This is a genomic window from Streptomyces sp. ISL-94, assembly GCF_018614075.1.
GTDB lineage: Bacteria > Actinomycetota > Actinomycetes > Streptomycetales > Streptomycetaceae > Streptomyces.
Genome location: NZ_JAGGOZ010000016.1, coordinates 19,742 through 45,451 on the forward strand (window position 1 = coordinate 19,742; position 25,710 = coordinate 45,451).

Annotated in this window: 19 protein-coding genes and 2 pseudogenes; 7 read left to right on the forward strand and 14 right to left on the reverse strand. The window is 71.1% G+C overall.

All coding sequences use genetic code 11. From position 1 onward, the window contains the following. Positions 1–40 precede the first annotated feature (40 nt). From J7E94_RS05695 to J7E94_RS35880, 3 genes are read right to left on the reverse strand one after another with little or no spacing between them, the layout of a single operon-like run. Positions 41–1,984, reverse strand: coding sequence for an acyl-CoA dehydrogenase family protein (locus tag J7E94_RS05695; protein ID WP_215012901.1), 1,944 nt, complete (start codon positions 1,982–1,984; stop codon positions 41–43). 7 nt (positions 1,985–1,991) lie between these two features. Beyond that, positions 1,992–2,777 (reverse strand): FAD-binding oxidoreductase, encoded by a 786-nt coding sequence (locus J7E94_RS05700; protein WP_215012902.1) that lies wholly within the window; start codon positions 2,775–2,777, stop codon positions 1,992–1,994. Beyond that, positions 2,693–3,256 (reverse strand): FAD-binding oxidoreductase, encoded by a 564-nt coding sequence (locus J7E94_RS35880; RefSeq protein WP_374224396.1) that lies wholly within the window; start codon positions 3,254–3,256, stop codon positions 2,693–2,695. Before J7E94_RS35880 ends, J7E94_RS05700 begins: the two co-directional genes overlap by 85 nt. Before the next feature lie 422 nt (positions 3,257–3,678). Here J7E94_RS35880 and J7E94_RS05705 point away from each other — a divergent pair, with 422 nt between their 5' ends. The 3 genes from J7E94_RS05705 to J7E94_RS05715 all read left to right on the forward strand — a co-directional run bounded on the left by J7E94_RS05705 (position 3,679) and on the right by J7E94_RS05715 (position 6,978). Then, entirely contained in the window at positions 3,679–3,966 is a 288-nt protein-coding gene (locus J7E94_RS05705) for a DUF3303 family protein (RefSeq protein WP_215012903.1), read from the forward strand. Between the two features lie 580 nt (positions 3,967–4,546). Then, on the forward strand, positions 4,547–5,761 hold the full coding sequence (locus J7E94_RS05710) for a UDP-N-acetylglucosamine--N-acetylmuramyl-(pentapeptide) pyrophosphoryl-undecaprenol N-acetylglucosamine transferase (RefSeq protein WP_251056192.1): 1,215 nt from the start codon (positions 4,547–4,549) through the stop codon (positions 5,759–5,761). Between the two features lie 77 nt (positions 5,762–5,838). Beyond that, positions 5,839–6,978, forward strand: a complete 1,140-nt coding sequence (locus J7E94_RS05715) for a Fic family protein (protein ID WP_215012905.1) — start codon at positions 5,839–5,841, stop codon at positions 6,976–6,978. Between the two features lie 84 nt (positions 6,979–7,062). Here J7E94_RS05715 and J7E94_RS35340 read toward each other — a convergent pair. From J7E94_RS35340 to J7E94_RS05735, 4 genes and pseudogenes are all read right to left on the reverse strand, one after another. Next, positions 7,063–7,212: pseudogene (locus tag J7E94_RS35340) on the reverse strand (transposase); the annotation flags it as partial. A gap of 190 nt (positions 7,213–7,402) precedes the next feature. Continuing rightward, positions 7,403–8,848: an aldehyde dehydrogenase family protein gene (locus J7E94_RS05725; protein WP_215012906.1), complete on the reverse strand. Its 1,446-nt coding sequence runs from the start codon at positions 8,846–8,848 to the stop codon at positions 7,403–7,405. Positions 8,849–9,338: 490 nt separating this feature from the next. Beyond that, a complete protein-coding gene (locus tag J7E94_RS05730; protein WP_215012908.1) occupies positions 9,339–10,919 on the reverse strand; it encodes a PucR family transcriptional regulator in 1,581 nt (526 codons plus the stop codon). Between the two features lie 174 nt (positions 10,920–11,093). Further along, entirely contained in the window at positions 11,094–13,220 is a 2,127-nt protein-coding gene (locus J7E94_RS05735; RefSeq protein ID WP_215012910.1) for an ATP-binding protein, read from the reverse strand. Between the two features lie 250 nt (positions 13,221–13,470). On the opposite strand from J7E94_RS05735, the gene gabT reads away from it, so the two are divergent. Then, on the forward strand, positions 13,471–14,817 hold the full coding sequence (gabT, locus tag J7E94_RS05740) for a 4-aminobutyrate--2-oxoglutarate transaminase (RefSeq protein WP_215012913.1): 1,347 nt from the start codon (positions 13,471–13,473) through the stop codon (positions 14,815–14,817). A 368-nt stretch (positions 14,818–15,185) separates the two neighbouring features. After that, on the forward strand, positions 15,186–15,749 hold the full coding sequence (locus J7E94_RS05745; protein ID WP_308344607.1) for a phosphatase PAP2 family protein: 564 nt from the start codon (positions 15,186–15,188) through the stop codon (positions 15,747–15,749). On the opposite strand, the pseudogene J7E94_RS05750 reads toward J7E94_RS05745, so the two are convergent. The 7 genes and pseudogenes from J7E94_RS05750 to J7E94_RS05780 all read right to left on the reverse strand — a co-directional run. Beyond that, positions 15,746–16,916: pseudogene (locus tag J7E94_RS05750) on the reverse strand (chitinase); the annotation flags it as partial. The gene J7E94_RS05745 and the pseudogene J7E94_RS05750 overlap by 4 nt on opposite strands. Positions 16,917–16,964: 48 nt before the next feature. After that, the gene (locus J7E94_RS05755) at positions 16,965–18,383 is read right to left on the reverse strand and encodes an FAD-binding oxidoreductase (protein WP_215012917.1); all 1,419 of its coding nucleotides are present in this window, start codon (positions 18,381–18,383) and stop codon (positions 16,965–16,967) included. Between the two features lie 40 nt (positions 18,384–18,423). Next, the gene (locus J7E94_RS05760) at positions 18,424–19,230 is read right to left on the reverse strand and encodes an ABC transporter permease (protein WP_215012918.1); all 807 of its coding nucleotides are present in this window, start codon (positions 19,228–19,230) and stop codon (positions 18,424–18,426) included. Continuing rightward, a complete protein-coding gene (locus J7E94_RS05765) occupies positions 19,230–20,159 on the reverse strand; it encodes an ABC transporter permease (protein ID WP_215012919.1) in 930 nt (309 codons plus the stop codon). The genes J7E94_RS05760 and J7E94_RS05765 overlap by 1 nt, the downstream gene beginning before the upstream one ends. Beyond that, positions 20,156–21,322 (reverse strand): ABC transporter ATP-binding protein, encoded by a 1,167-nt coding sequence (locus J7E94_RS05770; RefSeq protein ID WP_215012920.1) that lies wholly within the window; start codon positions 21,320–21,322, stop codon positions 20,156–20,158. Before J7E94_RS05770 ends, J7E94_RS05765 begins: the two co-directional genes overlap by 4 nt. 129 nt (positions 21,323–21,451) lie before the next feature. Further along, a complete protein-coding gene (locus tag J7E94_RS05775; protein ID WP_215012921.1) occupies positions 21,452–22,702 on the reverse strand; it encodes a spermidine/putrescine ABC transporter substrate-binding protein in 1,251 nt (416 codons plus the stop codon). A gap of 73 nt (positions 22,703–22,775) precedes the next feature. Then, complete coding sequence (locus J7E94_RS05780) at positions 22,776–24,293, reverse strand: gamma-aminobutyraldehyde dehydrogenase (protein ID WP_215012922.1); 1,518 nt, start codon at positions 24,291–24,293, stop codon at positions 22,776–22,778. A gap of 194 nt (positions 24,294–24,487) precedes the next feature. On the opposite strand from J7E94_RS05780, the gene J7E94_RS05785 reads away from it, so the two are divergent. Both J7E94_RS05785 and J7E94_RS05790 read left to right on the forward strand, forming a co-directional pair. Continuing rightward, on the forward strand, positions 24,488–25,042 hold the full coding sequence (locus J7E94_RS05785; protein ID WP_215013067.1) for an NADAR family protein: 555 nt from the start codon (positions 24,488–24,490) through the stop codon (positions 25,040–25,042). Further along, positions 25,039–25,470, forward strand: coding sequence for an NUDIX domain-containing protein (locus tag J7E94_RS05790; RefSeq protein ID WP_308344609.1), 432 nt, complete (start codon positions 25,039–25,041; stop codon positions 25,468–25,470). The genes J7E94_RS05785 and J7E94_RS05790 overlap by 4 nt, the downstream gene beginning before the upstream one ends. The last annotated feature ends 240 nt before the right edge of the window (positions 25,471–25,710 follow it).

The following is a 25,710-nucleotide window of genomic DNA, read 5'->3' on the forward strand; positions in this document are numbered from 1 at the left end:
ATCCTCGTACGTCTGTCCGACGTCCGGCGATGATCGCAGGTCAGCGGATGGGGCGGTGCACGTTTTTCCGGGCGGAGGGGCCGGGGGCGGCGTCCGCGATCCAGGGGCCGTCGCCGGAGGGGTCGATGATGCCCTCCTCCAGCCAGGTGTAGGTGCCGGTCAGCACTCCTTCGACGACCTTGCGGTCGAGCTCGTCGGTGTTGGTCCAGAGCCGTCCGAAGAGCTCCTCGACGCGGATCCGGGACTGCCGGCAGAAGGCGTCGGCCAGCTGGTAGGCCTCGCGGCCGTGCTCGCCGGTGGCGCGCAGGTGCTCGGCGCGGACGCAGGCCGCACTCATCGCGAAGAGCTCGGCGCCGATGTCGACGATCCGGCCCAGGAAGCCCTGCTTGGTCTCCATCCGGCCCTGCCAGCGGGACATGGCGTAGAAGGTGGAGCGGGCGAGTTTGCGGGCGCAGCGTTCGACATAGCGCAGGTGGGTGGCGAGATCGGGGTGGCCGCTCGGGTGGAAGGCCCGGAAGCTGCCCGGGACCTGGCCGGCGCCGGTGGCCAGCTGGGGCAGCCAGCGGGCGTAGAACCCGGCGGCGCGGGCACCCGCCCTGGCCTTGTCGCCGAGCGCCTTCTCCGGGTCGATGAGGTCGCCCGCGACCGACAGGTGGGCGTCGACGGCCTCACGGGCGATCAGCAGGTGCATGATCTCCGTCGAGCCCTCGAAGATCCGGTTGATGCGCAGATCGCGGAGCATCTGCTCGGCGGGGACGGCGCGCTCGCCCCGGGCGGCGAGGGACTCGGCGGTCTCGAAGCCGCGCCCGCCGCGGATCTGGACCAGCTCGTCGGCCATCAGCCAGGTCATCTCGGATCCGTAGAGCTTGGCGAGGGCCGCCTCGATGCGGATGTCGTTGCGGTCCTCGTCGGCCATCTGGGAGGCGAGGTCCACGACCGCTTCGAGGGCGAAGGTGGTGGCGGCGATGAAGGAGATCTTGGCGCCGACGGCCTCGTGCCGCGCGACGGGGCGGCCCCACTGCTCGCGTACGCCGGACCACTCGCGGGCGATCTTCAGGCACCACTTCCCGGCCCCGACGCACATGGCGGGCAGCGACAGCCGGCCGGTGTTGAGGGTGGTCAGGGCGATCTTGAGCCCGGCGCCCTCGGCGCCGATGCGCTGGGCCGCGGGGACCTTGACCTGGTGGAAGCGGGTCACGCCGTTCTCCAGGCCGCGCAGGCCCATGAAGGCGTTGCGGTGCTCGACGGTGACGCCGGGCGAGTCGGCCTCCACGACGAAGGCGGTGATGCCGCCGCGGTGGTTCTCGCTCTTCGGCACGCGCGCCATCACCACGAGCAGGTCGGCGACCACCCCGTTCGTGGTCCACAGCTTCACGCCGTCCAGGACGTAGCCGTCCGCCCCGTCCGGGACCGCCGTGGTGGCCAGGCGCGCCGGGTCGGAGCCCACGTCGGGCTCGGTGAGGAGGAAGGCGCTGATGGCGGTGGTGGCGCAGCGCGGCAGGTAGGTGTCCTTCTGCTCCTGCGTGCCGAAGATCTTCAGCGGCTGGGGTACGCCGATCGACTGGTGGGCCGAGAGCAGGGCGCCGATGGCGGGGCTGACCGAGCCGACGAGGGCCAGCGCCTTGTTGTAGTACACCTGCGTGAGGCCCAGGCCCCCGTACTTGGGGTCGATCTTCATCCCGAGGGCGCCGAGCTCCTTGAGCCCGCGCACGGTCTCGTCGGGGATCTTCGCCTCGCGCTCGATGCGGGCCCCGTCGATCTCGTTCTCGCAGAACGTCCGCAGCCGGGCCAGGAAGGCCTCGCCCCGCCGGACGTCCTCGTCCGGGGGGAGCGGGTGGGGATGGATCAGGTCGAGCCGCAGCCGCCCGAGGAAGAGCTCCTTGGCGAAGCTGGGCTTGCGCCAGTCCTGCTCCCGGGCCGCTTCCGCGACCTGCCGTGCCTCGCGCTCGGTCACCTTGGGCTGTACGGGCTGTGTTGCCGACATGAGGGACTCACCTCGCCGCCGAGTCGGGTGGTTCACCGATACCAGTCGGTGCTACCTGTGAGTCGTACCCAATGTGCGCGGAATGGAAAAGGGGGACGGCCGGAGCCCCCGCACAGTGGTCTCCCTGCAACGCCCCTGACCTGCGGCTTCTCTCGCACCTGCGCCAATGCTCGGCGCTTCGGCCCGCATCTTCACGCATCTGGCCGCATCCACCCGCATGATCGGCCATCGGTGTTCCATCCACCGTGGCCTCCACGGTGTCGTCGGCGATCCGTTCCGGGAAATGGGACTTCCCGTAGTAGCGGAGGCCGGTGGGGAAGAAGGCGTCGGCCGCGGCCTGAAGTTCCGTATATGCGACCGGGCCGATCCCGTCGACAAGCGGCGGGCCGAACCGCCGCAGTGGTCGCAGCACACGCTCGCCCTCCTCCACCGACCCGATGTAACACGCGGAGATGGCGAGCAAGGGGTCGCCATCGGGCGAGGTCAGGAAGATCGCGTCGGCCGACAGCTCGTCGGGAGCCGACAGGGAGTACTCGCCGTATAAACTCAGCGCGGCCTTCGCCTTCTTCAGGGGGTGGACGACGACGCCTCCGAGCACTTCGGGGCCCACGCGGTGGAGCTGGAACTCCAAGGAGGTCGTGACCCCGAAGTTGGCTCCGGCGCCCCGCAGACCCCAAAAGAGGTCGGCGTTGTCGGACTCGTCTGCTCTCACCACCCGGCCGTCGGCGGTGACGACCTCCGCGGCCCGCAGATTGTCGCAGGAGAGGCCGTACCTCCGGGCCAGCCGGCCCACGCCGCCGCCCAAGTGAGCCCGGCGACGCCCGTGTGCGTGACGACGCCAGACGTCGTGGCCAGGCCCGATGCCTGCGTGGCTCGGTCCAGTTCCTTGAGGGTCGCACCTCCCCCGACTCGGGCCGTGCAGCGCTCCGAATCGACCGCGACACCTCGCATGGGCGAGAGGTCGATCATCAGGCCGCCGGTGCACACCGCTTTGCCCGCGATGTTGTGCCCGCCTCCTCGCACCGACACCAGCAGGTCGTGCTCACGGGCGAAGGCGACGGCCTGAACGACGTCGGCCGCTCCGGAGCAGCGGGCGATCAGCGCGGGCCGGTGGTCGTCAGGCCGTTTCCAGACTGCACGCGCCTGCTCGTACGCATGATCACCCGGGCGGAGTAGCCCGCCACGCAGCCCCGCACCCAAGCGCTCGGCAGCCGATTCATCCAGGACCACCAGGTCGCCGGTTCGCGATTGCACCTGTAGGGACGGCACCACGCCTCCCCGGAATCTCTCGGGGCTCTCTCTCGTATGCCAGGCCGCCGCCCATTCGACCGCAGTGCGGAGCGGTTGACCTGGTCCCGGCGCGCGGTCTCGGCTGACAGGGAAGGTTGCCCGGGTTACTCAACGCGGAGGCGCACCCGCGGCCTCAGTAGAGCGCGAACCCGAAGCCCGGCATCACCGGGCAGCATCTCGACGGGCACCTCGGCGCCCGCCAACTCCTCAAGGAGGACCGGCGAGGCCGGATCCTCGACGTTTCGCCTGATGGTGGCGTCCACGGACGACATGGCCCTGCGTCACGTAGGCGTACGAGATGTTGCGGTGTGCGATCAGCGGGCTGAGGGTGGGCGGGACGGCACCGGATCCCCAGTGAGCGCGGATGAGACCGCGCACGTCGCGGTGCGCGAGGAGAGTTTGCGATGCGGATGATGATGAAGGCCCGCATGGACACCCAGATGTCGAATCAGGTGACCAAGGGCGGAGCGATGCCCGAGTCGCTGAAGTCGACCCTTGAGCGCCTGAAGCCGGAGGCCGCCTACTTCACCCCTGAGGGCGGGCGCACCATGATCCTCGTGTTCGACATGCAGGACAGCTCGCAGCTGCCTTCCATCGCCGACCCGTTCTTTCAGGAGATGGGCGCCGAGGTCACGTTCGAGCCGGTCATGAACCTTGATGATCTACAGAAGGGCCTTTCCGCCCTGCGGTAGCACCGCCTGAGGCCGGGTGTGCCGTAGTCAGCGGAGTTCGTCCGGGCAGGTTCGATCTTGCCGCCATTCTCATCCAGAGGTGCCAGCCAGGGGGAATACGGTGACCCGGATCAAGACCCTGCCCGGTGCGTCGAGGCGGACGACGACCTCCTCCGCGCCCGCCCGCTGCACCTCGGCGGGCGGGTTGGCCAGCGGGGTCGGGTTGTCGACCTCGTACAGCCGCCGGTTCTCGTCGGACCAGACCTGACTTCAGATACGGCAGCCCAACCCCGACCAGCTCCGTTTCCCGCTCCGCGCCCGAGTCGGGCACCCCGGTCCGGAGCACCGTGTAGTCCACCGCCCAGACGGGGTGAGCGCGGAGGACTCGCGGTGGCTGGAGGCCGGAACGGCCACGGCCTCGATCGCCGAAAAAGACGGCCGGAGCCCCCGCACAGTGGACTCCTCACTGTGCTGCCGCTGACCTGCAATCTTTCTCTCACGAACGCCCGGTGGCTTCAGCCCGCATCTTCACTCATCTGCCCTGATCTCCGCGCCTCCTCGATCACCCGTGTTCCCGTGGGAACACGGCTGGGACCGGAACATGAACCGGAGGGGGACATCGCCCAGTAGGGTGCGCCGAGTGAATAGTGCTTCTCGTCTCCCGGCCAGCTTCCGCCTCATCGTCACGGGGGGAGGAACCGGGGGGCACACCTATCCCGCGTTGACCGCGATCCGCGCGCTACAGCATCGGCTGGCGGCGGACGGCAGGGCGGTCGAGGTCCTGTGGATCGGCACAGCGGACGGCTTGGAGGCTCGGGTGGCACCGGCCGAAGGCATCGCCTTCAAGACCGTGGCCACGGGCAAGATTCGACGCTCCAGCAACCCGCTCAAGATGGTGAGCCCGGCGAACATGAAGGACATGGCGCGCGTGCCGCTCGGCGTGGCCCAGGCACGGAAGATCGTCGCCGACTTCCGGCCGGATGTCGTGCTCGCCACGGGCGGATACGTGGCTGTCCCGGCCGGCCTGGCCGCCCGCATGTGCCGCCGCCCGCTGGTCCTCCACGAGCAGACCGTGCGGCTGGGCCTGGCCAACCGGAAGCTCGCGAGCTCGGCGACGAGGATCGCGGTGTCGTCGGAGTCGTCGCTGCCGCTTCTGCCGGAGTCGGTGCGGGGCGCTGCGGTCGTCACCGGCAATCCGATCCGCCCCGAGGTGCTGACCGGGCACGCCGACAAGGCGGTGGAGGCTCTGGCCCTGCATGGCTTCGACCTGCGTCTGCCGACCGTGTACGTCACCGGCGGCGCGCAGGGCTCCCAGCAGATCAACGACGTCGTACGGGACGCCCTGCCTTGGCTGCTGGAGCGGGCGAACGTGATTCACCAGTGCGGGCCGGCCAACGTCGAAGGCCTGCGTCAGCGCGCGGCGGCTCTGCCTGTGGAGCTGTCGGGCCGGTACTACCTCGCCGGGTTCGTCGGCCCGGAGCTCCCCGACGTGCTGGCGCTGGCCGACGTCGTGGTCTCCCGGAGCGGCGCCGGGACGCTCGCCGAGCTGACCGCGCTGGGCAAGCCGGCGGTGTTCATCCCGCTCGCCTCCTCGGCCGGGAACGAGCAGGCGCACAACGCGCGGCACCTGGAGGACGCCGGGGCCGCCGTTGCGCTGCTCGGTGAGGTGACCGCGGGGAGCCTGCGGGAGGCGGTGGGCCCCCTCCTCACCGATCCCGCACGGCGCAAGGCGATGGCGGAGCGAGCCCGGGCGCACGGACGGCCGGACGCGGCGAACAGACTCGTGGACGTGATCCTGTCCGCCGCGTCAGGCTGAACGGCGCGGGTGAATCAGGAGGGAGCGATGGAAGCCACCCTCGTGCGGGAATGATAGGCAGCGGGTATCATTTACTCATGTTGTATTCGACTCCCCGTCTCGGTTCCGACGATCACCTGGTGCTGGAACAGATCGACGGACTGCGTGAGCGCCTGCGTGATGCGGTGCAGCAGGCCCCCATGAAGTGGACCCTCGATCTGCGCAAGGCGCTGACCGCCAGCGCGATCGCCGCGTCGAACACGATCGAGGGCTATCAGGTCGACGCGAAGGATGTCGCCGACCTGATGGACGGCGAGCGCGAAGTCGAGACCAGCGACGAGAACAAGGCGGAGACCCTCGCCTACCAGCAGGCGATGACATACATCCAGTCCCTCCACGACGTCACCGACTTCCAGTACAGCAAGGAACTCCTGAACGCGCTGCACTGGATGCTGCAGGGCCACCACCACCCGCTGCGGACAGCCGGCCAGTGGCGCAAGACCTCCATCCGCATCACCGCCCCGGGCGACGAGCTCGCCACCGACTACGACGGCCCCGACCAAGAACTCGTACCCGGCCTCATGGCGGAGCTGGTGGACTGGCTCAACGACGGCGACCTCGAAGAACACGTCCTGATCCGGGCCGCGATGGCACACCTGAACCTGGTGAAGATCCACCCGTGGTCGGACGGCAACGGCCGGATGTCCCGCTCGCTGCAGACCCTGCTGATCGCCCGAGGCGGGGTGCTGGCTCCGGAGTTCTCCTCGATCGAGGAATGGCTGGGTATGCCCGGCAACACATGGGAGTACTACAAGGTGCTCCGCGAGGTCGGCGGACCGGTCTACTCGCCCGAGCGTGACACCCTGCCGTGGATCAAGTTCAGCCTCCTCGCCTACCACCAGCAAGCCCAGCGCGTGCAGCACCGGGTCAACCGCTCGAACGACTGCTGGATGCAGCTCATGGACCACGCCCAGGCTCACGGCATCAGCGAGCGGCAGGTCACCGCCCTCCACGAGGTGGCGATGGTGGGCCGGGTCAGGCGCTCACGCTACGAGCGGGCCGAGGCCATCAACACCCAGCAGGCCACCCGGGACCTCCAAGCCCTGACCAAGGCCGGAGTACTGACTGCGGTCGGACAGACCAAGGGCCGCCACTACACCGCCGGCCCCCGGTTCCCGCAGAACGTCCTGGCCACCGCCCGCAGGCCGCACACCATCTCCAACCCCTACACCGCGTAGCCGAACCCAGGACTGCCGAGAACCCGGATCTGCGGTGGCGGCCCCGGAACCGAACTCGGTTCCGGGGCCGATCAGCCCGTCCTGGAGCCATCTGCGGAAAAAGGCGTAGACCCGGTCCCAGGCGGGGAAGTCGACCGGCATCGCCCGCCATTTGATGCCGTTGTCCACCAGGTAGCGGATCGCGTCGATCCCGGGAGCGCCGACCGGAACACCCGCTCGATCAACAGACAGCATGATCGATCGAACTGCAGCTTCTTACGCAAAACTACGCATTCGCACGCGTGGCGCTTAGCCCCACGTGTTCCCACAACTCTTCAGAGACTGCCAAGAACTGGCCATTCCAGCAGGTCAACGCAGGGATAAGGAAGACGGCCGGAGCCCCCGCACAGTAGGCTCCGGCCGTCGGCTTTTTGGCCGTACGAGATCAGATGTCGAGGCCGGTCAGGACCAGGACTCGCTCGTACGTGTAGTCGTCCATCGCGTAGCGGACACCCTCGCGGCCCACACCGGACTGCTTGACGCCGCCGTACGGCATCTGGTCGGCGCGGTAGGACGGCGCGTCACCGACGATCACACCGCCGACCTCGAGCTCGCGGTGGGCGCGGAACGCGGTCTGGATGTCGCGGGTGAAGACGCCGGTCTGCAGGCCGAACTTCGAGTCGTTGACGGCGGCGAAGGCCTCGTCGGTGCCGTCGACCTTCTGCAGCGTCAGCACCGGCCCGAAGACCTCCTCGGTGGCGAGCTTGACGCCCGCCGGAACCTCCGCGAGCACGGTGGGCTCGTAGGAGGCACCCTCGCGCTTGCCGCCGGTGAGCAGCTTGGCTCCGGCGGACACGGCCTCGTCGACCCAGGACTCGACACGCTTGGCGGCGTCCTCGGAGACGAGGGGGCCGACGTCGGTGGCGGAGTCGGACGGGTCACCGGTGACCTGGGCCTGGACCTTCTCGACGACCTTCTCGACGAGGGTGTCGTAGACGGAGGCGTCGGCGATCACGCGCTGCACCGAGATGCAGGACTGGCCGGCCTGGTAGTTCGAGAAGGTCGCGATACGGGTCGCGGCCCAGTCGAGGTCGGCCTCGGAGGCCCAGTCGGCGAGGACGACGGCCGCGGCGTTGCCGCCGAGCTCCAGGGTGCAGTGCTTGTGGGGCACCGACTGCTGGATGGCGTAGCCGACCGTGTCGGAACCGGTGAAGGAGATGACGGGGAGGCGCTCGTCCTTGACCAGAGCGGGCATCTTGTCGTTCGCGACCGGCAGGACCGACCAGGAGCCGGCCGGGAGGTCGGTCTCGGCGAGCAGCTCACCCAGGATCAGGCCGGAGAGCGGGGTCGCCGGGGCCGGCTTCAGGATGATCGGCGCGCCGACGGCGATGGCCGGGGCCACCTTGTGGGCGCACAGGTTCAGGGGGAAGTTGAACGGCGCGATGCCGAGGACCGGGCCCTTGACGAAGCGGCGGGTCAGCGCGAGGCGGCCGACGCCGCCGGCGTCGGTGTCGAGGCGCTGGGCGTCTCCGCCGTTGAAGCGGCGGGCCTCTTCCGCGGCGAAGCGGAACACGGACACCGCACGTCCGACCTCACCGCGGGCCCACTTGACGGGCTTGCCGTTCTCGGCGGAGATCAGCTGGGCGATCTCCTCGGTGCGCTCGACGAGCCGCTTGGACACGTGGTCCAGGGCGGCGGCCCGCACGTGGGCCGGGGTCGCGGAGAACTCCGCCGTCACGGCGTACGCCGCGGCCACGGCCTCTTCGACCTGCGCGTCGGTGGGCACGCTGACCGTGCCGACCAGCCGGCCGTCCCACGGGGAGTGGACGTCGAAGCTGTCCTGGCCGGTGGCCTGGCGGCCGGCGAGCCAGAAGGCGTGGGTGGAAGTCATGCGAATCCCGGCCCTTCGGATGTGTGCGGTGGGTCGTTGACTCCTCCACGGTAGGACTCCACCGGGGATTCGGTGTTTATCCGACGTGTAGTACCTGCCGCGGAGGCTGCGCCGGTTTGTCAGTGTCGGGGGGCGGCACGCCCGTGCCGGGCCCCTGCGGGGTGCTTGGCGGGGCCCTGCGGGGCGCGGCGCCGCGCCGCTGCTGGGGCTCCGCCCCAGTCCCCGCGCCTCAAACGCCGGCGAGGCTGGATCTGGCTGCGCCGCGCCGGCACGCGCCGGCCCACGTTTCAGCGGCGCCGGCCCATTTCAGCCTGGTCGGCACATTGCAGTCCGGCCGGCACACTCCAGCCCCGCCGGCGTTTGAGGCGCGGGGGCTCGGGGGCGGAGACCCCGGAGCGGCGCCGCACCGGCATGCCGAGCCCCGCCGGCGATTGAGGCGCGGGGGCGGGCAGCGCCCGGGGGCTCCGCGCAGCGGGTCACACCCCGGGCGCTACGACGGCGACGGGCTGGCCTTGAGGGCGAGCCACAGTTCCATGCGGACGTCCGCGTCGTCCAGGGAGCGGCCGAGGATCTCCTCGACCCGCTTCATCCGGTAGCGCAGGGTGTGCCGGTGCACGCCCAGGTCGGCGGCCGCCGCGTCCCACTGGCCGTGGCGGGAGAGCCACGCCTGCAGCGAGGCCACCAGGTCGCCCCGCCCGGTCGCATCGTGGTCCCGCAGGGCCCGCAGCGTACCGTCCGCGAAGGCCCGTACCGCGTCGTCGGCCAGCAGCGGCAGCACCGACCCCGCCGCCATGTCCTCGTGCTCCACCAGCGAGCGCCCCCGCCGCCGGGCCACGGCCAGCGCCTGGTCGGCCTGCTTCAGGGCCGCCGCCACCGTGCCCGGGCCCGCCGGCGCGGACAGGCCGACCACCAGCTCGTCCGGCTCCGGACCGGCGGCGTCCCGGCCGCGCCGCGCCTCGATCGCCTCCGCGTGGTCCACGCACGCCTGTACGGCCGACCCCGCGTCGGCGGCCAGCACCACGAGCCGCCCCGGCTCGGGGACGACCAGCAGCGTCTCGCCCGTACGGGCAGCCGCCGACTCCACCGCGTCGGCCAGCAGTGCCAGCCCCTCCGGCTGCGCCGTCCCCGGCAGCGCCGGCTCGGCCGCGATCAGCCGGAACGGCGCCTCCAGCAGGGCCCCGTAGAGGTCCCCGGCCACCGCCCGGGCATGGTCCGCCTCCCCCGCCAGCAGCATCCGCAGCACCGCCGCCCCCAGCCGGGACTCGGCGTCGTGCAGCGAGCGCGACCGCTCGGTGGTGAGGGTGAGGAGCGCGACCGCGGAGTGGACCGCGTACCGCTCGGCCGTGCCCAGCGGGGCCCCGGTGCCCACCGCGAGCGCGCCCCGCGGCCGCCGCCCCGTGCCCAGCGACTGGAGCTCGACCCGGTCCTCCGAGCCGCCGACCACGGCGCTCGCGGGCGCGGGCCGCTCCCGTAGCCGCTCCACATCGGGGGTGAGCCGGGCGGCCCTCCGCGCGGCCCAGTCGGGGGCGGCCGCGACGACCGCACCCGAGGTGTCGTACAGCGCGGCCCAGCCGTGCACGTGCGCCGCCAGCTTCGCCAGCAGCTCGGCGGGCCCGTCGGCGGAGAGCGCGGCGCGGGTCAGCTCCCGCTGCGCCTCGAACCCGGCGGTCACGGCCCGGTACTGGTCGGCCGCGAGGGCGGCGGAGACGGCCTTGCTGATCGCGAGGAACGGGGTCCGCCGGGGGACCTCCAGCAGCGGCATGTCCTCGGCCCGCGCCGCCTCGACCAGGGCTTCGGGGATCGCCTCGTAGTTGACGCCGATCGCGAAGCCGATCCCGACGACCCCGGCCGCCGCGAGCCGCCGTACGTAGCGGCTCATCTCCTGCGGATCCTCCGCATCCAGCTTCATCGCGGTGATCAGGAGCAGCTCCCCGCCCTCCATGTAGGGCACGGGGTCGGCGAGCTCGCTGACGTGGGCCCAGCGCACGGGGGTGTCGAGTCGGCTCTCCCCCGCCCGGACGCTGAGCTTGAGCGCCGAGTGCTGGACGAGCGAGGCGAGGGTGAGCGGCATCGGTTACCAGGGGCCTTAGCGGGAGGGGGCGAGGGACGGACGACGGGACGGGAAAGGCCGGCGCGGACTGCACCGCCAGAGAAGAGCAGCAGAGGAGCCGCCCACTCTTTTCGCCGTGTCGTATGAACGGCTCCCCTCGATTCTGCCACCCCGTACTGGTCCGCTCAGCCCGAGTCAGCCCGTCGCCGCTCCCGCCAGCCGGACCAGCAGCGGAGCCGCCCGCTCCCCGCCGACCGAGGTCAGCGACAGCACCGCGTGCCCCGGCGGTACGGCGTGCGCCAGGTCCGAGGCGGACCAGCGTTCGCGCTCCACCTGGCGCACGGTGACCGCGTCCGTGGTGACGGCCTTGCCGGTGACGAGCTTGCGGAAGGCATGGATGGCCCGGGTCAGCGGCTGGTCGGCGAAGACGGTGCGGTGGGTGACATCGCGGGTCTCCACCCACTCGGTGCCCCAGGTCTCGGCGAACCGCTTGCCGTCCCAGGTGGTGACCCCGGAGAAGGCCATGCGGCAGCCGACCGCGCCGAGCAGCGGGGTCCGCAGCGCCTCCGGTACGTCGTCCAGGGTGCGCAGCGTGAGCAGGACCCCGGCGTTGGCGGAGCGCAGCCGCTGGATGCCCCGCACGGTCCCCGGGGTCAGCGTGTGGGAGGCGTCGTCGAAGGCGAGGAAGGCGAAGAGGGAGCGGTCGGTGCGGGCGGCCGCGGCGGCGTTGAACTGGGCGAGCAGCAGCCGCGCCAGCATGCGGGAGGCGTCCGCGTGCCCGCGCTCGGGGAGGTCGATGCGCACGCGGATCGGGTGTTCGAGGGTGCGCAGCGAGAAGGGCCTGCCCTGGCCGGTGGTGTCGAAGCCCCCGACATCGAAAAACGTGGCGAAGGCGGGGCGGTCGAGGAGGGCCACCCGGTCGGCGAGGGCGGGGCCGGGGTCGGCGGGGGCCCCGTGCTGGCGTTCCCTGGCGTCCAGCTCGCGCAGCATGGTGTGCTGGCCGGCGTCGTCCAGTGCCCGGCGCAATCCGTCGAGCACGTCCGGGACCTGGTCGAGCAGTTCGCGGAGCTCGGGCACGGCGGGGAACCGGTCGTAGGCCGTCCGGAACGGCCCGAGGAGCTGGGCGAGGGCGGTCGCGGCCCGGCGTACGTCGATCCCGGGGACATCGCCGACGAAGGCCTCGGCGAGGAGGGTGGCGGCCTCGTCGGGGTCGGTGGCGCCGCCGTACAGGTCGAGGTCGTAGACGGAGGCGGGGTCGCCGACGCGGACCACGACGTCGTAGGCGGCGTCGGGCCCCAGCTGGGCGCCGGCCGCGCCGACGGCGACGACGGCGGCCTGGCCGGCGAGCGCCTGCAGGGCGAGGGATTCGACGACGGGCCGCACCAGCCGGCCGGTCTTTCCGCAGCCGGAGGGGCCGACGGCGAGCAGGGAGGTCCCGAGGACGTCGGGGTCGAGCGCGAGCGAGGTGCCGCGGCGGGCGTACGGGTTGCGCGGGCCGTCCTCGACGGTGCCGAGCAGCACCTGACGGGCGAGCAGATCGTGCCGGGCGGCGCGCACGGGCAGGTCCCGCGCCCCGGACGGATGTACGCAGGCCCCGGCGCCCTTGTCCCGCACGGCCTCGGCGAAGGCCCGCAGCCGGGAGGGGTCCACCCGCACCGACTCCCAGGCCCGCCGGATCCGCGCGTAGTCCACGTCGTTCATCCGCCCGGCACCGGCCTCCTTCTCCAGCCGTTCGGCCGCCTCCACCAGCCCGGCCCCGCGCACCTGCGGCCACCGCACGGCGTCCTCGGGGCCGCCCTGCTCGGGCCGGGCGGCCGGGACCACGGCCTGTACGGCCCGTGCGGCGCGGCTGCCGACGATCCGGCGGGCCAGCTCGGACCAGCGGCCGAGGCGCCCGAAGCCGACGGCGAGGGTGAGGGCCACCACGCCGTACCAGACGTACGCGGCGACGACGGAGGGGAGCGTCCCGGCCCAGGAGTCGGGCGTGAACATGTAGAGCGGCCAGAGCCAGAAGCCGCCGAGGTAGCCGTTCCACAGCAGGGACCACAGCAACAGCCCGGCCAGCAGCGCGATCAGGGCCCCGCTGATCAGCTGGCGGATCGGGGTCACCTCGGGCTCTTCGGCGGCCCGCGGCACGTGCCCGTACGACCAGACGCCCGGCCCGTCCGAGGTGCGCGGGACGCGCAGCCAGTCCTCGAGCGTGGGCCCCGCCACCGGCGCGTGGGCCGGCTTCGGCGGGAGGCCCGGAGGGGGTGGCGAGGCCGGCCGGGGGATCTGCCCGGTCCGGGGCGGGCGCGTCTCGTGCGTGCCGTCGGTGTCCATGAAACCCCTGCCCCCTGCCCTTTCCTGCGCTGCGCCGCTCAATGTAGTTGCCCGACGGCGGCCGTGGGCCCGTAGCGGTGCACCGTTTCGCCGTGCCGTCCGCACGACCCGCCCGCGCCCTTCCTATGGCCGTCACGGACAAGGACACGCGGGCACCACTCCCGAACGGAGCATGCAGTACCCCCGCTCCCGGGCCTAGCCTGCGGACAAAGACACAAGTGCGTCCGAAAACACCCCCCAGGAGCCCTCCATGACCGCTGTTCCGCAGGAGCGCCGCATCGTCACCGCGATCCCCGGCCCCAAGTCGCAGGAGCTGCAGGCGCGCCGCCTCGAGACGGTGGCCGGCGGCGTGGGCTCCGTGCTCCCCGTCTTCACGGCCCGCGCGGGCGGCGGCATCATCGAGGACGTCGACGGGAACCGCCTGATCGACTTCGGCTCCGGCATCGCCGTGACCTCCGTCGGCGCCTCCGCCGAGGCCGTCGTGCGCCGCGCCTCCGCGCAGCTCGCCGACTTCACCCACACCTGTTTCATGGTCACCCCGTACGAGGGCTACGTCGAGGTCTGCGAGGCCCTCGCCGAGCTGACGCCGGGCAACCACGCCAAGAAGTCGGCCCTGTTCAACTCCGGCGCCGAGGCCGTCGAGAACGCCGTCAAGATCGCCCGTGCGTACACCAAGCGCCAGGCCGTCGTCGTCTTCGACCACGGCTACCACGGCCGTACGAACCTCACGATGGCGCTGACCTCGAAGAACATGCCGTACAAGCAGGGCTTCGGCCCGTTCGCCCCCGAGGTCTACCGCGTCCCGGTCGCCTACGGCTACCGCTGGCCCACCGGCGCCGAGAACTGCGGCCCCGAGGCCGCCGCCCAGGCGATCGACAACATCACCAAGCAGATCGGCGCCGAGAACGTCGCCGCGATCATCATCGAGCCGGTCCTCGGCGAGGGCGGCTTCATCGAGCCGGCCAAGGGCTTCCTCCCGGCGATCGTGAAGTTCGCCAACGACAACGGCATCGTCTTCGTCGCCGACGAGATCCAGTCCGGCTTCTGCCGCACCGGCCAGTGGTTCGCGTGCGAGGACGAGGGCATCGTCCCCGACCTGATCACCACCGCCAAGGGCATCGCGGGCGGTCTGCCGCTCGCCGCCGTGACCGGCCGCGCCGAGATCATGGACTCCGCCCACGCGGGCGGCCTGGGCGGCACCTACGGCGGCAACCCGGTGGCGTGCGCCGGTGCGCTCGGTTCCATCGAGACCATGAAGGAGCTCGACCTCAACGCCAAGGCGAAGAAGATCGAGTCCCTCATGAAGGCCCGCCTCTCCGCGATGCAGGAGAAGTACGAGATCATCGGCGACATCCGCGGCCGCGGCGCCATGATCGCGATCGAGCTCGTCAAGGACCCGGTCTCCAAGACCCCGTTCCCGGAGGCGGCCGGCGCGCTGGCCAAGGCCTGCCACGCCGAGGGCCTGCTCGTCCTCACCTGCGGCACGTACGGCAACGTGCTCCGCTTCCTCCCGCCGATCGTCATCGGCGAGGACCTGCTGAACGAGGGCCTGGACCTCATCGAGGCCGCCTTCGCGGCCATCGGCACGGAGATCTGATCGACGTCTAGAACGCCCGATCGCAGTGCGCCCGACCGGTACCGCCGGTAACGGTCGGGCGCTGTGAAGAAGGTGTGGGGGGCCGATGGCGGGAGCGCGTTCCCGCTGTCGGTCCCCTTTTCTCTGCCGTACGGTTTCTGCAGATGAGTGAGACACCCCGCTCCCGGGAAATCGGGGGCGACACCAGTACCGGGCTTCCCCAGCGCCGTATTGGGCATGCGTTCGCGCACACTCCTCACCGATCGGACGGCCGTCCGCCCCAAACCCCCCGGGGCGTGCGGCAACCCGATCCGGGCGGCCGTCCCGGAACCATCCCCCCTGTTCCGGGACGGCCGGCCATCATCCGGCCCGCCGTCTGCCTGGCCGCCTTGTCTCTGACGGCCTTCGCCCTGATCACCTGGCAGGTCCTGGTCGCGGGCCCCCTGCTGTCCCCCGACGAGCGCCTCAGCCGCGCCGTCGTCCGCTCCGTCCCGGACGCCGTCACCGAGCGCCTGTCGGACCTCGGCAACATCCCGGTCGCGCTCCCCGTCCTGGTCCTCGCGATCGCGTACGCCGCCTGGCGCGGCCACCGCCCCGGCGCGGCGGCCGCGGCCCTGGCCATGGCCCTGGTGCCGGCCCTGATCGTCCCGCTCAAGGAGTGGACCGCCCGCCCGGGCCCCCTGGAGCCCTGGGCCGCCGGCTACTACCCCTCGGGCCACACCGCCACCTCGGCCGTCGCCTACATCGCCGCGGCCCTGCTGATCCGCCCGTACACCCGCCGCGGCTGGCCGACAGCCGCCGCCCTCCTGCTGACGGCCGCCACGGCCGCCGGCCTGATCGTCCGCGGCTGGCACTGGCCGCTCGACGTCCTGGCCAGCCTGCTGCTCTGCACGCCCCTGCTGCTGGCCGTCCGATGGGCCGTACGGCGCCGCAGTGTCAGGCCCTCCGGCTAGCCGCCGAAGTACGCGTCGAAGTTCCGGCTGAACTCCCAGCCCCCGAAGCGGTCCCAGTTGACCGACCAGGTCATCAGGCCGCGCAGGGCGGGCCAGGTGCCGTGCGTCTGGTACGTGCCGCAGTTCGTCTTCTTCGTCAGGCAGTCCAGGGCCTTGTTCACCTCGGCGGGCGGGGTGTGGCCGTTGCCCGCGTTCGCCGTGGCGGGCAGGCCGATGGCGACCTGGTCCGGGCGCAGCGCCGGGAAGACGCGGGCGGTGTTGCCCGCGACCGGGAAGCCGGTGAGCCGGTGAGCAGCATGTCGGTCATGGCGATGGGGAAGTCCGCGCCGCCCATGGAGTGGTACTGGTTGTCCAGGCCCATGATGGAGCCCGGGTTGTAGTCCTGGACGTGGAGCAGGGTGAGGTCGTCGCGCAGGGCGTGGATGACCGGGAGGTAGGCGCCGGCGCGCGGGTCCTGGCCGCCCCAGGGGCCGGAGCCGTAGTCCTGGTAGCCGAGCTGGAGGAAGAAGGTCTCGGGGGCCATGGTCAGGACGAAGTCCGGGCCGTACTTGGCCTTGAGGGTCTTCACGGCGGAGATCAGGTTGACGATCACCGGGGTGGTGGGGGCGCGGAAGTCGGTGTCGCCGGCGGCCAGGGAGAGGGAGTGGCCCTCGAAGTCGATGTCCAGGCCGTTGAGCCCGTATGCGTCGATGATCGCGCTGACGGAGGAGACGAAGGCGTCGCGGGCGGCGGTGGTCCCGAGCTGGACCTGGCCGTTCTGGCCGCCGATCGAGATCAGGACCTTCTTGCCGGCGGCCTGCCTGGTCTTGATGGCCGCCTTGAACCCGCCGGGGTTTCGGCGTTCGGGCACTCCGCGACCGGGCAGAGCCGGAAGCGTATGTCGCCGGAGGTCACCGAAGTCGGCTCGCCGAAGGCGAGGTTGACGACGTCCCAGGAGGCGGGCACGTCGGCCATCCGGACGTAGCCGGAGCCGTTGGCGAAGCTCGCGTGCAGGTAGCCGACCAGCGCGTGCGCCGGGAGGCCGCCACCGCCGCCACCGCCGCCGCTCGTCGTGGTCCCGGAGACGGGGGCGCTCTTGTGGGACTCGCCCGCCGCGTTCACCGCGCTGACCTGGAAGGTGTACGTCGTGGACGCGGTGACCCCGGTGACCGTCGCCGAGGTTCCGGCCGCGCGCCCGCACACGGTGACCGGCAGTGTGCGCCGGGCGCGTGCAGGTCAGCTGTCGAAGCCGAGCCCGAAGCGGTCCAGCGTCTTCAGCCACAGGTTCCGGTGGCCGCCGCGCGCGTCGGCGCGGGCCAGCGACCACTTGGTGAGCGCGATCCCGGTCCACGCGAAGGGCTCGGGCGGGAACGGCATCGGCTTCGAGCGCACCATCTCCAGGCGTGTGCGCTCGGTGGGGACGCCGTCCAGCAGGTCCAGCATCACGTCCGCGCCGAAGCGCGTGGCGCCCACGCCGAGCCCGGTGTAGCCGGCCGCGTAGGCGGCCCTCCCCGAGTACGCGGTGCCGAAGAAGGCGGAGAAGCGCGAGCAGGTGTCGATCGCACCGCCCCAGGCGTGGCTGAACTTCAGGCCCTCCAGCTGCGGGAAGCAGGTGAAGAAGTGCTCGGCGAGCTTGAGGTAGGTCTCGGGGCGGTGGTCGTACTCGGAGTCGAGCTTCCCCCGGTAGGGGTAGATGGCGTCGTAGCCGCCCCACAGGATCCGGTTGTCCCGGGTGATCCGGAAGTAGTGGAACTGGTTGGCGCTGTCGCCCAGCCCCTGCCGGTTCTTCCAGCCGATGGCCGCCAGCTGCTCCTCGGTCAGCGGCTCGGTCATCAGCGCGTAGTCGTAGACCGGGACGGTGAAGGGGCGGATCCGCCGGACCAGTGACGGGAAGATGTTCGTGGCCAGGGCGACCCGGCGCGCGAGGATCGTGCCGTACGGGGTCTGCACGGTCATCCCGGGCCCGACCGAGGCCATCTTCAGGCCGCGGGTGTTCTCGTAGATCCGCACCCCGAGGTCCAGGCAGGCCCGCTTGAGCCCCCAGGCCAGCTTCGCCGGGTGGAGCATGGCCACCCCGTCGCGGTCCCACATGCCGGCGAGGAAGGTGGGCGAGTTCACCTCGGCGCGCACCGCGTCGCCGTCGAGGAACTCGGCGCCGCCGGCCAGGCCGAGGCGCTCGGCCTCCTGATGGAGTTCCCTCAGCTCCTCCACCTGGTGCGGTTCGGTGGCCACGTCGATCTCGCCGGTGCGCTCGAAGTCGCAGTCGATGCCGTAGCGGGCGACCGCCTCCTCGATGGCGTCGAGGTTGCGCGCGCCCAGCTCCTCCAGCTTCGCGAGCTCACCGGGCCAGCGGGCCAGGCCGTTGGCGAGGCCGTGGGTGAGGGAGGCCGCGCAGAATCCGCCGTTGCGGCCGGAGGCGGCCCAGCCCGCCTCCTTGCTCTCGATCAGGACGACGTCCCGCTCGGGGTCCCGCTCCTTGGCGAGGAGCGCGGTCCACAGCCCGCTGTAGCCGCCGCCGATGACCAGCAGGTCGCAGCGCTCGTCGGAGGTGAGCGCCGGCTGGGGGGCGGGCTTGCCGGGGTCGTCCAGCCAGTACGAGACCGGCTTCGCTTCGGAAAGGGATTTCGCAACACCACGCATGGCGACTGGGGCCATGGCTTCCAACTCCCTACGGAACTGACGACGTGCTCTTGAACTACTTCGGTTGTGCCTTCTTGCGGCGGTTGCCGACCATCTGGCCGGCGAGGACCACCAGCACCGCGATGACGAACATCGCCGTGCCGATGACGTTGATCTGCACAGGCGTACCGCGCTGGGCCGATCCCCACACGAACATGGGGAAGGTGACGGTGTTGCCCGAGTTGAAGTTGGTGATGATGAAGTCGTCGAACGACAGCGCGAAGGAGAGCAGCGCGCCCGCCGCGATACCGGGGGCCGCGATCGGCAGGGTGACCCTTACGAAGGTCTGCACCGGGCCCGCGTAGAGGTCGCGGGCGGCCTCCTCCAGCCTCGGGTCCATGGACAGGACACGGGCCTTGACGGCGGCGACGACGAAGCTGAGGCAGAACATGACGTGGGCGATCAGGATCGTCCAGAAGCCCAGCTGGATGCCCATGTTGAGGAAGAGGGCGAGCAGCGAGGCCGCCATCACGATCTCGGGCATGGCCATGGGGAGGAAGATCAGCGAGTTGACCGCGCCGCGCGCCCGGAAGCGGTAGCGGACCAGCGCGAAGGCGATCGCGGTCCCCAGGGCGGTGGCCGCGAGGGTGGCCCACAGGGCGATCTGGAGCGAGAGCGAGAGGGAGCCGCACAGGTCGGCGACCCCGCAGGGGTCCTTCCACGCGTCGAGCGAGAACTCCTGCCAGGCGTAGTTGAACCGTCCGGTGGGGTTGTTGAAGGAGAAGACGGTCACGACCACGTTCGGCAGGATCATGTACGCGAGCGTGCCGAGACCGAAGATGACGACGAGATTGCGCCGCAGCCAGGTGGTGAGAGTGCGCATCAGACCAGGTCCTCCGTCCCCGCTCGGCGGATGTAGATGGTGACCATGATCAGCACGATGGCCATGAGGATGAAGGACAGCGCGGCGGCCGTCGGGTAGTCGAGGATGCGCAGGTACTGCGACTGGATGACGTTGCCGATCATCCGGGTGTCCGTGGAGCCGAGCAGTTCGGCGTTGACGTAGTCGCCGCTCGCCGGGATGAAGGTCAGCAGGGTCCCGGAGACCACACCCGGCATGGAGAGCGGGAAGGTCACCTTCCGGAAGACCGTGGCGGGCTTCGCGTACAGGTCCCCGGCCGCCTCGTGGAGGCGGGTGTCGATGCGCTCCAGCGAGGAGTACAGCGGCAGGATCATGAAGGGGAGGAAGTTGTACGTCAGACCGCAGACGACCGCGAGCGGCGTGGCGAGCACCCGGTCGCCCTGGGTGATGCCGATCCAGCTGGTGGCGTCGAGGAAACCGATCTTGTTGAGGACGGCGACGACCGGGCCGCCGTCGGCCAGGATCGTCTTCCAGGCCAGTGTGCGGATCAGGAAGCTGGTGAAGAACGGGGCGATGACCAGCACCAGAAGGAGATTGCGCCAGCGGCCTGCCTTGAAGGCGATCAGGTAGGCCAGCGGGTATCCGAGCAGCAGGCAGAGCACGGTGGCGGTGCCCGCGTAGAGCAGGGAGCGCAGGAACTGCGGCAGGTACTCGGTGAAGGCGTCCCAGTAGGTCTGGAAGTGCCAGGTGACCTCGAAGCCCTCTTCGAGCGAGCCCGTCTGCACCGAGGTGGAGGCCTGGTAGACCATCGGCAGCACGAAGAAGACCAGCAGCCACAGTATGCCGGGGAGCAGCAGCCAGTACGGGATCAGCCGCTTGCGCCGGGAGGCCCTGTGCACCGGGGGTTCGGCGGGGGCGGGCGCCTGGGGCGGCGCGGCGGTGGCGGTCATGCGCTCTCCCCGGCCGTCTCGACGCCCGCGTCGCCCATCGTCCCGGCAAGCATGGACTGGGCCGCGTCGAGGCCGAAGGTGTGCTCCGGGTTCCAGTGCAGGAACACCTCGGCGCCCGGCACGAGGCGGGCGTCCCGCTCGATGTTCTGGGCGTAGACCTCCAGCTCGGGGCAGACCGGGCTGTCGATGACGTACTGGGTGGAGACGCCGATGAAGGAGGAGTCGGCGATGCGGCCGGGGATCTTGTTGCGGCCGGCGGCGATGGTGTGCTCCTCGTCGGCATGGACCAGGGAGATCTTCTCCGGGCGCACTCCGACCAGCAGCTTTCCACCGGCGCGGGGGGTGGTCGAACATCGGGCGGCCGGCAGGTGCAGCGTGCTGCTGGAGGCGGAGACCACGACCTCGGTGCCGGCGGACTCCACGGACGCCTCGATGAGGTTGGAGGTGCCGAGGAAGTTCGCGACGAAGGTGGTGCCCGGGTTCTCGTACAGCTCGGCGGGGGCGCCCAGCTGCTCGACGCGGCCGCCGTTCATCACGGCGACCGTGTCGGCCATGGTCATGGCCTCCTCCTGGTCGTGCGTGACGTGCACGAAGGTGATGCCGACCTCGGTCTGGATCCGCTTGAGCTCCAGCTGCATCTGGCGGCGCAGCTTGAGGTCGAGGGCGCCGAGGGGTTCGTCGAGGAGGAGCACCTGGGGGTGGTTGATCAGGGCGCGGGCCACCGCGACGCGCTGCTGCTGGCCGCCGGAGAGCTGGTGCGGCTTCTTGCCGGCCTGCTCGCCGAGCTGCACCAGCTCCAGCATGTCGTCGACCTGCTTCTTGACCGACTTGATGCCGCGGCGGCGCAGGCCGAAGGCGATGTTCTCGAAGATGTTCAGGTGTGGGAAGAGCGCGTAGCTCTGGAAGACCGTGTTCACCGGGCGCTTGTACGGCGGCAGGTGCGTCACCGCACGGTCGCCGAGGTGGACCGTGCCGGTGGAGGGCTCCTCCAGGCCGGCGATCATGCGCAGGGTGGTGGTCTTCCCGCAGCCCGAGGCGCCGAGCAGGGCGAAGAAGGAGCCCTGGGGGATGGTGAGATCCAGCGGGTGCACGGCGGTGAAGGTGCCGTAGTGCTTGCTGATCCCGGCGAGGCGGACGTCGCCGCCCGCGGTCTTGTCAGTCATGGGTGGGTCCCGGGGTTGGGTGGGGGAAGGGTCAAGGGGCTGGGCGGGGCCGGCCGGAGTGCGCCGCCGCCGGAGTCGTCCGGTGGGCGGCGCCCCGGTCCTCCACGGCTTGCCACGAGGCGTCAGGCGTCAGGCTCCGATGAGCTTGGCGAACTTCTCTTCGTACGCCGTCTCTTCCTCGCCGGTGAGCGAGCGGAAGGCGTGTGCCTTGGCGGCCATCGCCTTGTCCGGGACGATCAGGGGGTTGTCCGCGAGCGCGGGATCGATCTTGGCCAGCTCGTCCTTGACGCCCTCGACCGGGCAGACGTAGCTGATGAAGGCGGCCAGCTGGGCGGCGACCGGGGGCTCGTAGTAGTAGTCGATGAGCTTCTCGGCGTTGGCCTTGTGCCGGGCGTGTGCGGGGACCAGCAGGTTGTCGCTGGAGGTGATGTATCCGGGCGCCGGGATCGCGTACTGGATGTCCGGGTTGCCGGCCTGGAGCTGGATGACGTCGCCGGCCCAGGCGAGGCAGGCGGCCAGGTCTCCCTTGTCGAGGTCGGCGGTGTAGTCGTTGCCGGTGAAGCGGCGGATCTGCTTGGTGTCCACGCCCTTCTGGAGCCGGCCGATCGCGCCGTCGAAGTCCGCGGTGGTGAAGTTCGCGGGGTCCTTGCCCTGGTCCAGCAGGGTCATGCCGACGCTGTCGCGCATCTCGGTGAGGAAGCCGACCCGGCCCTTGAGGGTGGGGTCGTCGAGCAGCTGGGTGACGGAGTCGACCTTCTTCCCGCCGGTGGCCTTGGTGTTGTAGGCGATGACGGTGTCGATGCCGGTCCACGGGTAGCTGTACGAGCGGCCCGGGTCCCAGTCGGGGGTGCGGAACTGCGGGATCAGGTTGGCGTAGGCGTGCGGCAGGTGCGAGGGGTCCAGCTTCTGCGCCCAGCCGAGGCGGATGATGCGGGCGGCGAGCCAGTCGGTGACGACGATCAGGTCGCGGCCGGTGTCCTGGCCGGCGGCGAGCTGCGGGCGGATCTTCCCGAAGAACTCGACGTTGTCGTTGATGTCCTCGGTGTACTTGACGTTGATCCCGGTCCGCTTGGTGAACTCCTCCAGGGTCGGACGGGTCTTCTCGTCGTCGCTGGTGTCCATGTACTCGGTCCAGTTGGAGAAGTTGATCTCCTTCTCCTGGGCCGAGTGGTCGTCGGAGGCCACTGCCGTGTCGCCCGCGCGCTTGGCGGGCGGGATGCCGCACCCGGCGAGGGTGGACAGACCGCCGAGGGTGAGTGCCCCGACGCCGGAGGCGCGCAGCAGCGAGCGGCGGGTGAGGGCCCCGCGCCCGCTGGTGATGCTGCGCCGCACCGCGGCGAGTTGCGCCGCCGAGAGGCGGTCGGGCTCGAACTGCTCCATGCGCGTTGCCCTTTCGGAAGGTGTGCCGCTGGTCAGGCGGGTCGTGGTGCCACGTGGCGGAAGCCGCACATGGCTACGGACGGTCCCCGAAGATCGTGCGGTGCCAGTCCTTGGCCGCCACCGCCGTGTTGTCGTACATCACGTGCTTGACCTGCGTGTACTCCTCGAAGGAGTAGGCGGACATGTCCTTGCCGAAGCCGCTGGCCTTGTAACCGCCGTGGGGCATCTCGCTGATGATCGGAATGTGGTCGTTGACCCAGACGCAGCCCGCCTTGATCTCGCGGGTGGCGCGGCCGGCGCGGTAGACGTCGCGGCTCCAGGCGGAGGCGGCGAGTCCGTAGGGGGTGTCGTTGGCGAGGGCGATGCCCTCGTCGTCGGTGTCGAAGGGCAGTACGACGAGGACGGGTCCGAAGATCTCGGACTGGACGACCTCGCTGTCCTGGGCGGCGCCGGCGATGAGGGTGGGCCGGTAGTACGCGCCTTCGGCCAGTTCCCCGCCGGGGATCTCGCCGCCGGTGACGACGGTGGCATAGGCGCGGGCCCGCTCGACGAAGCCGGCGACCCGGTCGCGCTGGGCGTGCGAGACCAGCGGGCCGAGGTCGGTGGTGGGCGCGAAGGGGTCGCCGAGGCGGACGGTCTCCATCAGCTCGGCCACGCGCGCGACGAAGGCGTCGTGGAGGGGGCGCTGGACGTAGGCGCGGGTGGCTGCGGTGCAGTCCTGGCCGGTGTTGATGAGGGAGGCGGCGACGGCGCCGTGCGCGGCGGCCTCCAGGTCGGCGTCGTCGAAGACGAGGAAGGGGGCCTTGCCGCCGAGCTCCAGGTGGAGCCGCTTGACGGTCGCGGTGGCGATCTCGGCGACCCGCTTGCCGACGGCGGTGGAGCCGGTGAAGGAGGTCATGACCACGTCGGGGTGGCCGACCAGGTGCTCGCCGGCGTCGCGGCCGGCCCCGGTGACGATGTTGATCACGCCGTCGGGGAGGCCGGCGTCCTTGGCCGCCTGCGCGAACATCAGCGAGGTCAGCGGGGTGAGTTCGGCCGGCTTCAGCACGATGGTGTTGCCGGCTGCGATGGCCGGGAGGATCTTCCACGCGGCCATCTGGAGCGGGTAGTTCCAGGGCGCGATGGAGCCGACGACCCCGATGGGCTCGCGGCGTACGTAGGAGGTGTGGTCGCCGGAGTACTCGGCGGCGGCCTGCCCCTGGAGGTGGCGCGCGGCGCCCGCGAAGAAGGCGGTGTTGTCGATGGTCCCCGGTACGTCGAACTCCGTGGACAGCTTGATCGGCTTGCCGCACTGGAGGGACTCGGCGTACGCGAAGTCCTCGGCCTGCTCGGCCAGTACGGCGGCCAGCCGGTGCAGGGCGTCCGCCCGCTCGCCGGGGGTGGCGGCGGACCAGCCCGTGAAGGCCCTCTTGGCGGCGGCGACTGCCTCGTCGACGTCGGCGGTGCCCGCCAGTTCGTAGGTGAGGACCTCGTTGCGGGTGGCCGGGTCGACCACGGTGTGTGACTGTCCGGAGGTGCCGGGCCTCAGCTGCCCGTCGATGTACTGCGCGCCGTCTGCGAAGCGGTCTTTGACCTGGAAGCGGTTGCCCATGACGCTCTCACGCTCTCCGTAGCTACAGTTCGAGCTACAGCTCGAATTGAGTGCCGATCCTGACAGAGGAGGGCCTCTCGGCCAAGTGATTCCGTTGTTGCCTTTTGATTACGCGACGGATTCGGTCGACCATGTGTCGAGGCGTGCCCGAAATCCCGTACGAACTGTCCGTGGCGACTGTCAGACTCGCGTGCATGGAGATGATCGACGACCTGATCAAGCAGGTCAGCCGTGGTGAGCGGGTGAAGTTCCTGCCGTTCTGGGGCCACCGGGCCAGGCCGGACGGGACGCTCGGGCCGAGCTGTCTCAGCCAGTGGTGGCCGTCCGCTTTCACTGTGGGTGACGTCCGTTATGCGACGGCCGAGCACTGGATGATGGCCGGGAAGGCCCGGCTCTTCGGGGACGCGGAGGCGGAGCGGGCGGCCCTCTCGGCCCGGACCCCGGCCGAGGCGAAGAAGGCCGGGCGGCTCGTGCGCGGCTTCGACGACGCGATATGGCAGCGCGAGCGGTACGAGATCGTGGTGGAGGGCAGCGTGCACAAGTTCGCCTCCGACCCGGCACTGCGCTCGTACCTGCTGACCACCGGCGACCGGGTGCTGGTGGAGGCGAGCCCGGTCGACCGCATCTGGGGCATCGGTCTGGCCCCCGACGACGAGCGCGCCCTGGACCCGGCGAGCTGGCGCGGCCTGAACCTGCTGGGCTTCGCCCTGATGGAGGCCCGGGAGCGGCTGAGGGCCGACGCAGCGTGACGGACCGGCAGGCAATGCCGGAGCGGCGCCGGGTCGCCGCCGTGATCATCCGGGACGGCTGCGTGCTGATGGTGCGCGAGCGCGGGCGGGGACCCGCGGGCCGGCACGACGGGCCGGAGTACTGGACCCTGCCCGGTGGCGGGCTCGAAGCCGGCGAGCAGCCCGAGGAGGCGGTCCGGCGGGAGGTGGCCGAGGAGGTGGGGCTGCGCGCCCTGGGCGTGCGGTACGCCTACGACTCGCCGTACCCCTCGGGCTGGACCTCCTGCTTCCGTGTGGACGTCGAGCCCGGCGAGCCGGTCCTCGGCGTCGACCCGGACCTGGAGTGCGACTGCCCGCGGATGGTCGGGCTCATCTGGGTCCCGCTGTCGCGCGGGGGCGGCGACGGCGAGGTCATGGTGCCGACGCTGCTGATGGCGGCCGCGGTCTGACGGGCACGGTCTGACGGGCACGGTCTGACGGGGCGGTTAATGCGTGGCGGCGCCCGGGCCCGGCGCCTAACGTGATCCTTGTCCAGGTGCGCAGGCGAGACATACTTCCACTCTTCATGGGGCGGTCGCGGGTTCGAGTCTCGTCACCGGCTTCCGGCCGGTGTAGCTCAGTTGGCAGAGCACCACGTGGTTTCGCCGAACTCGATCTCTGGACACCCACGTCACGCACCTCCCGGTGCG

Excerpts from the sequence above, each read along its gene's own strand:
- J7E94_RS05695 (WP_215012901.1), bottom strand. The coding sequence starts at position 1,984 with ATGTCGGCAACACAGCCCGTACAGCCCAAGGTGACCGAGCGCGAGGCA.
- J7E94_RS05705 (WP_215012903.1), top strand. The coding sequence starts at position 3,679 with ATGCGGATGATGATGAAGGCCCGCATGGACACCCAGATGTCGAATCAG.
- J7E94_RS05710 (WP_251056192.1), top strand. The coding sequence starts at position 4,547 with ATGAACCGGAGGGGGACATCGCCCAGTAGGGTGCGCCGAGTGAATAGT.
- J7E94_RS05715 (WP_215012905.1), top strand. The coding sequence starts at position 5,839 with ATGTTGTATTCGACTCCCCGTCTCGGTTCCGACGATCACCTGGTGCTG.
- J7E94_RS05725 (WP_215012906.1), bottom strand. The coding sequence starts at position 8,848 with ATGACTTCCACCCACGCCTTCTGGCTCGCCGGCCGCCAGGCCACCGGC.
- J7E94_RS05730 (WP_215012908.1), bottom strand. The coding sequence starts at position 10,919 with ATGCCGCTCACCCTCGCCTCGCTCGTCCAGCACTCGGCGCTCAAGCTC.
- J7E94_RS05735 (WP_215012910.1), bottom strand. The coding sequence starts at position 13,220 with ATGGACACCGACGGCACGCACGAGACGCGCCCGCCCCGGACCGGGCAG.
- gabT (WP_215012913.1), top strand. The coding sequence starts at position 13,471 with ATGACCGCTGTTCCGCAGGAGCGCCGCATCGTCACCGCGATCCCCGGC.
- J7E94_RS05755 (WP_215012917.1), bottom strand. The coding sequence starts at position 18,383 with ATGGCCCCAGTCGCCATGCGTGGTGTTGCGAAATCCCTTTCCGAAGCG.
- J7E94_RS05760 (WP_215012918.1), bottom strand. The coding sequence starts at position 19,230 with ATGCGCACTCTCACCACCTGGCTGCGGCGCAATCTCGTCGTCATCTTC.
- J7E94_RS05765 (WP_215012919.1), bottom strand. The coding sequence starts at position 20,159 with ATGACCGCCACCGCCGCGCCGCCCCAGGCGCCCGCCCCCGCCGAACCC.
- J7E94_RS05770 (WP_215012920.1), bottom strand. The coding sequence starts at position 21,322 with ATGACTGACAAGACCGCGGGCGGCGACGTCCGCCTCGCCGGGATCAGC.
- J7E94_RS05775 (WP_215012921.1), bottom strand. The coding sequence starts at position 22,702 with ATGGAGCAGTTCGAGCCCGACCGCCTCTCGGCGGCGCAACTCGCCGCG.
- J7E94_RS05780 (WP_215012922.1), bottom strand. The coding sequence starts at position 24,293 with ATGGGCAACCGCTTCCAGGTCAAAGACCGCTTCGCAGACGGCGCGCAG.
- J7E94_RS05785 (WP_215013067.1), top strand. The coding sequence starts at position 24,488 with ATGGAGATGATCGACGACCTGATCAAGCAGGTCAGCCGTGGTGAGCGG.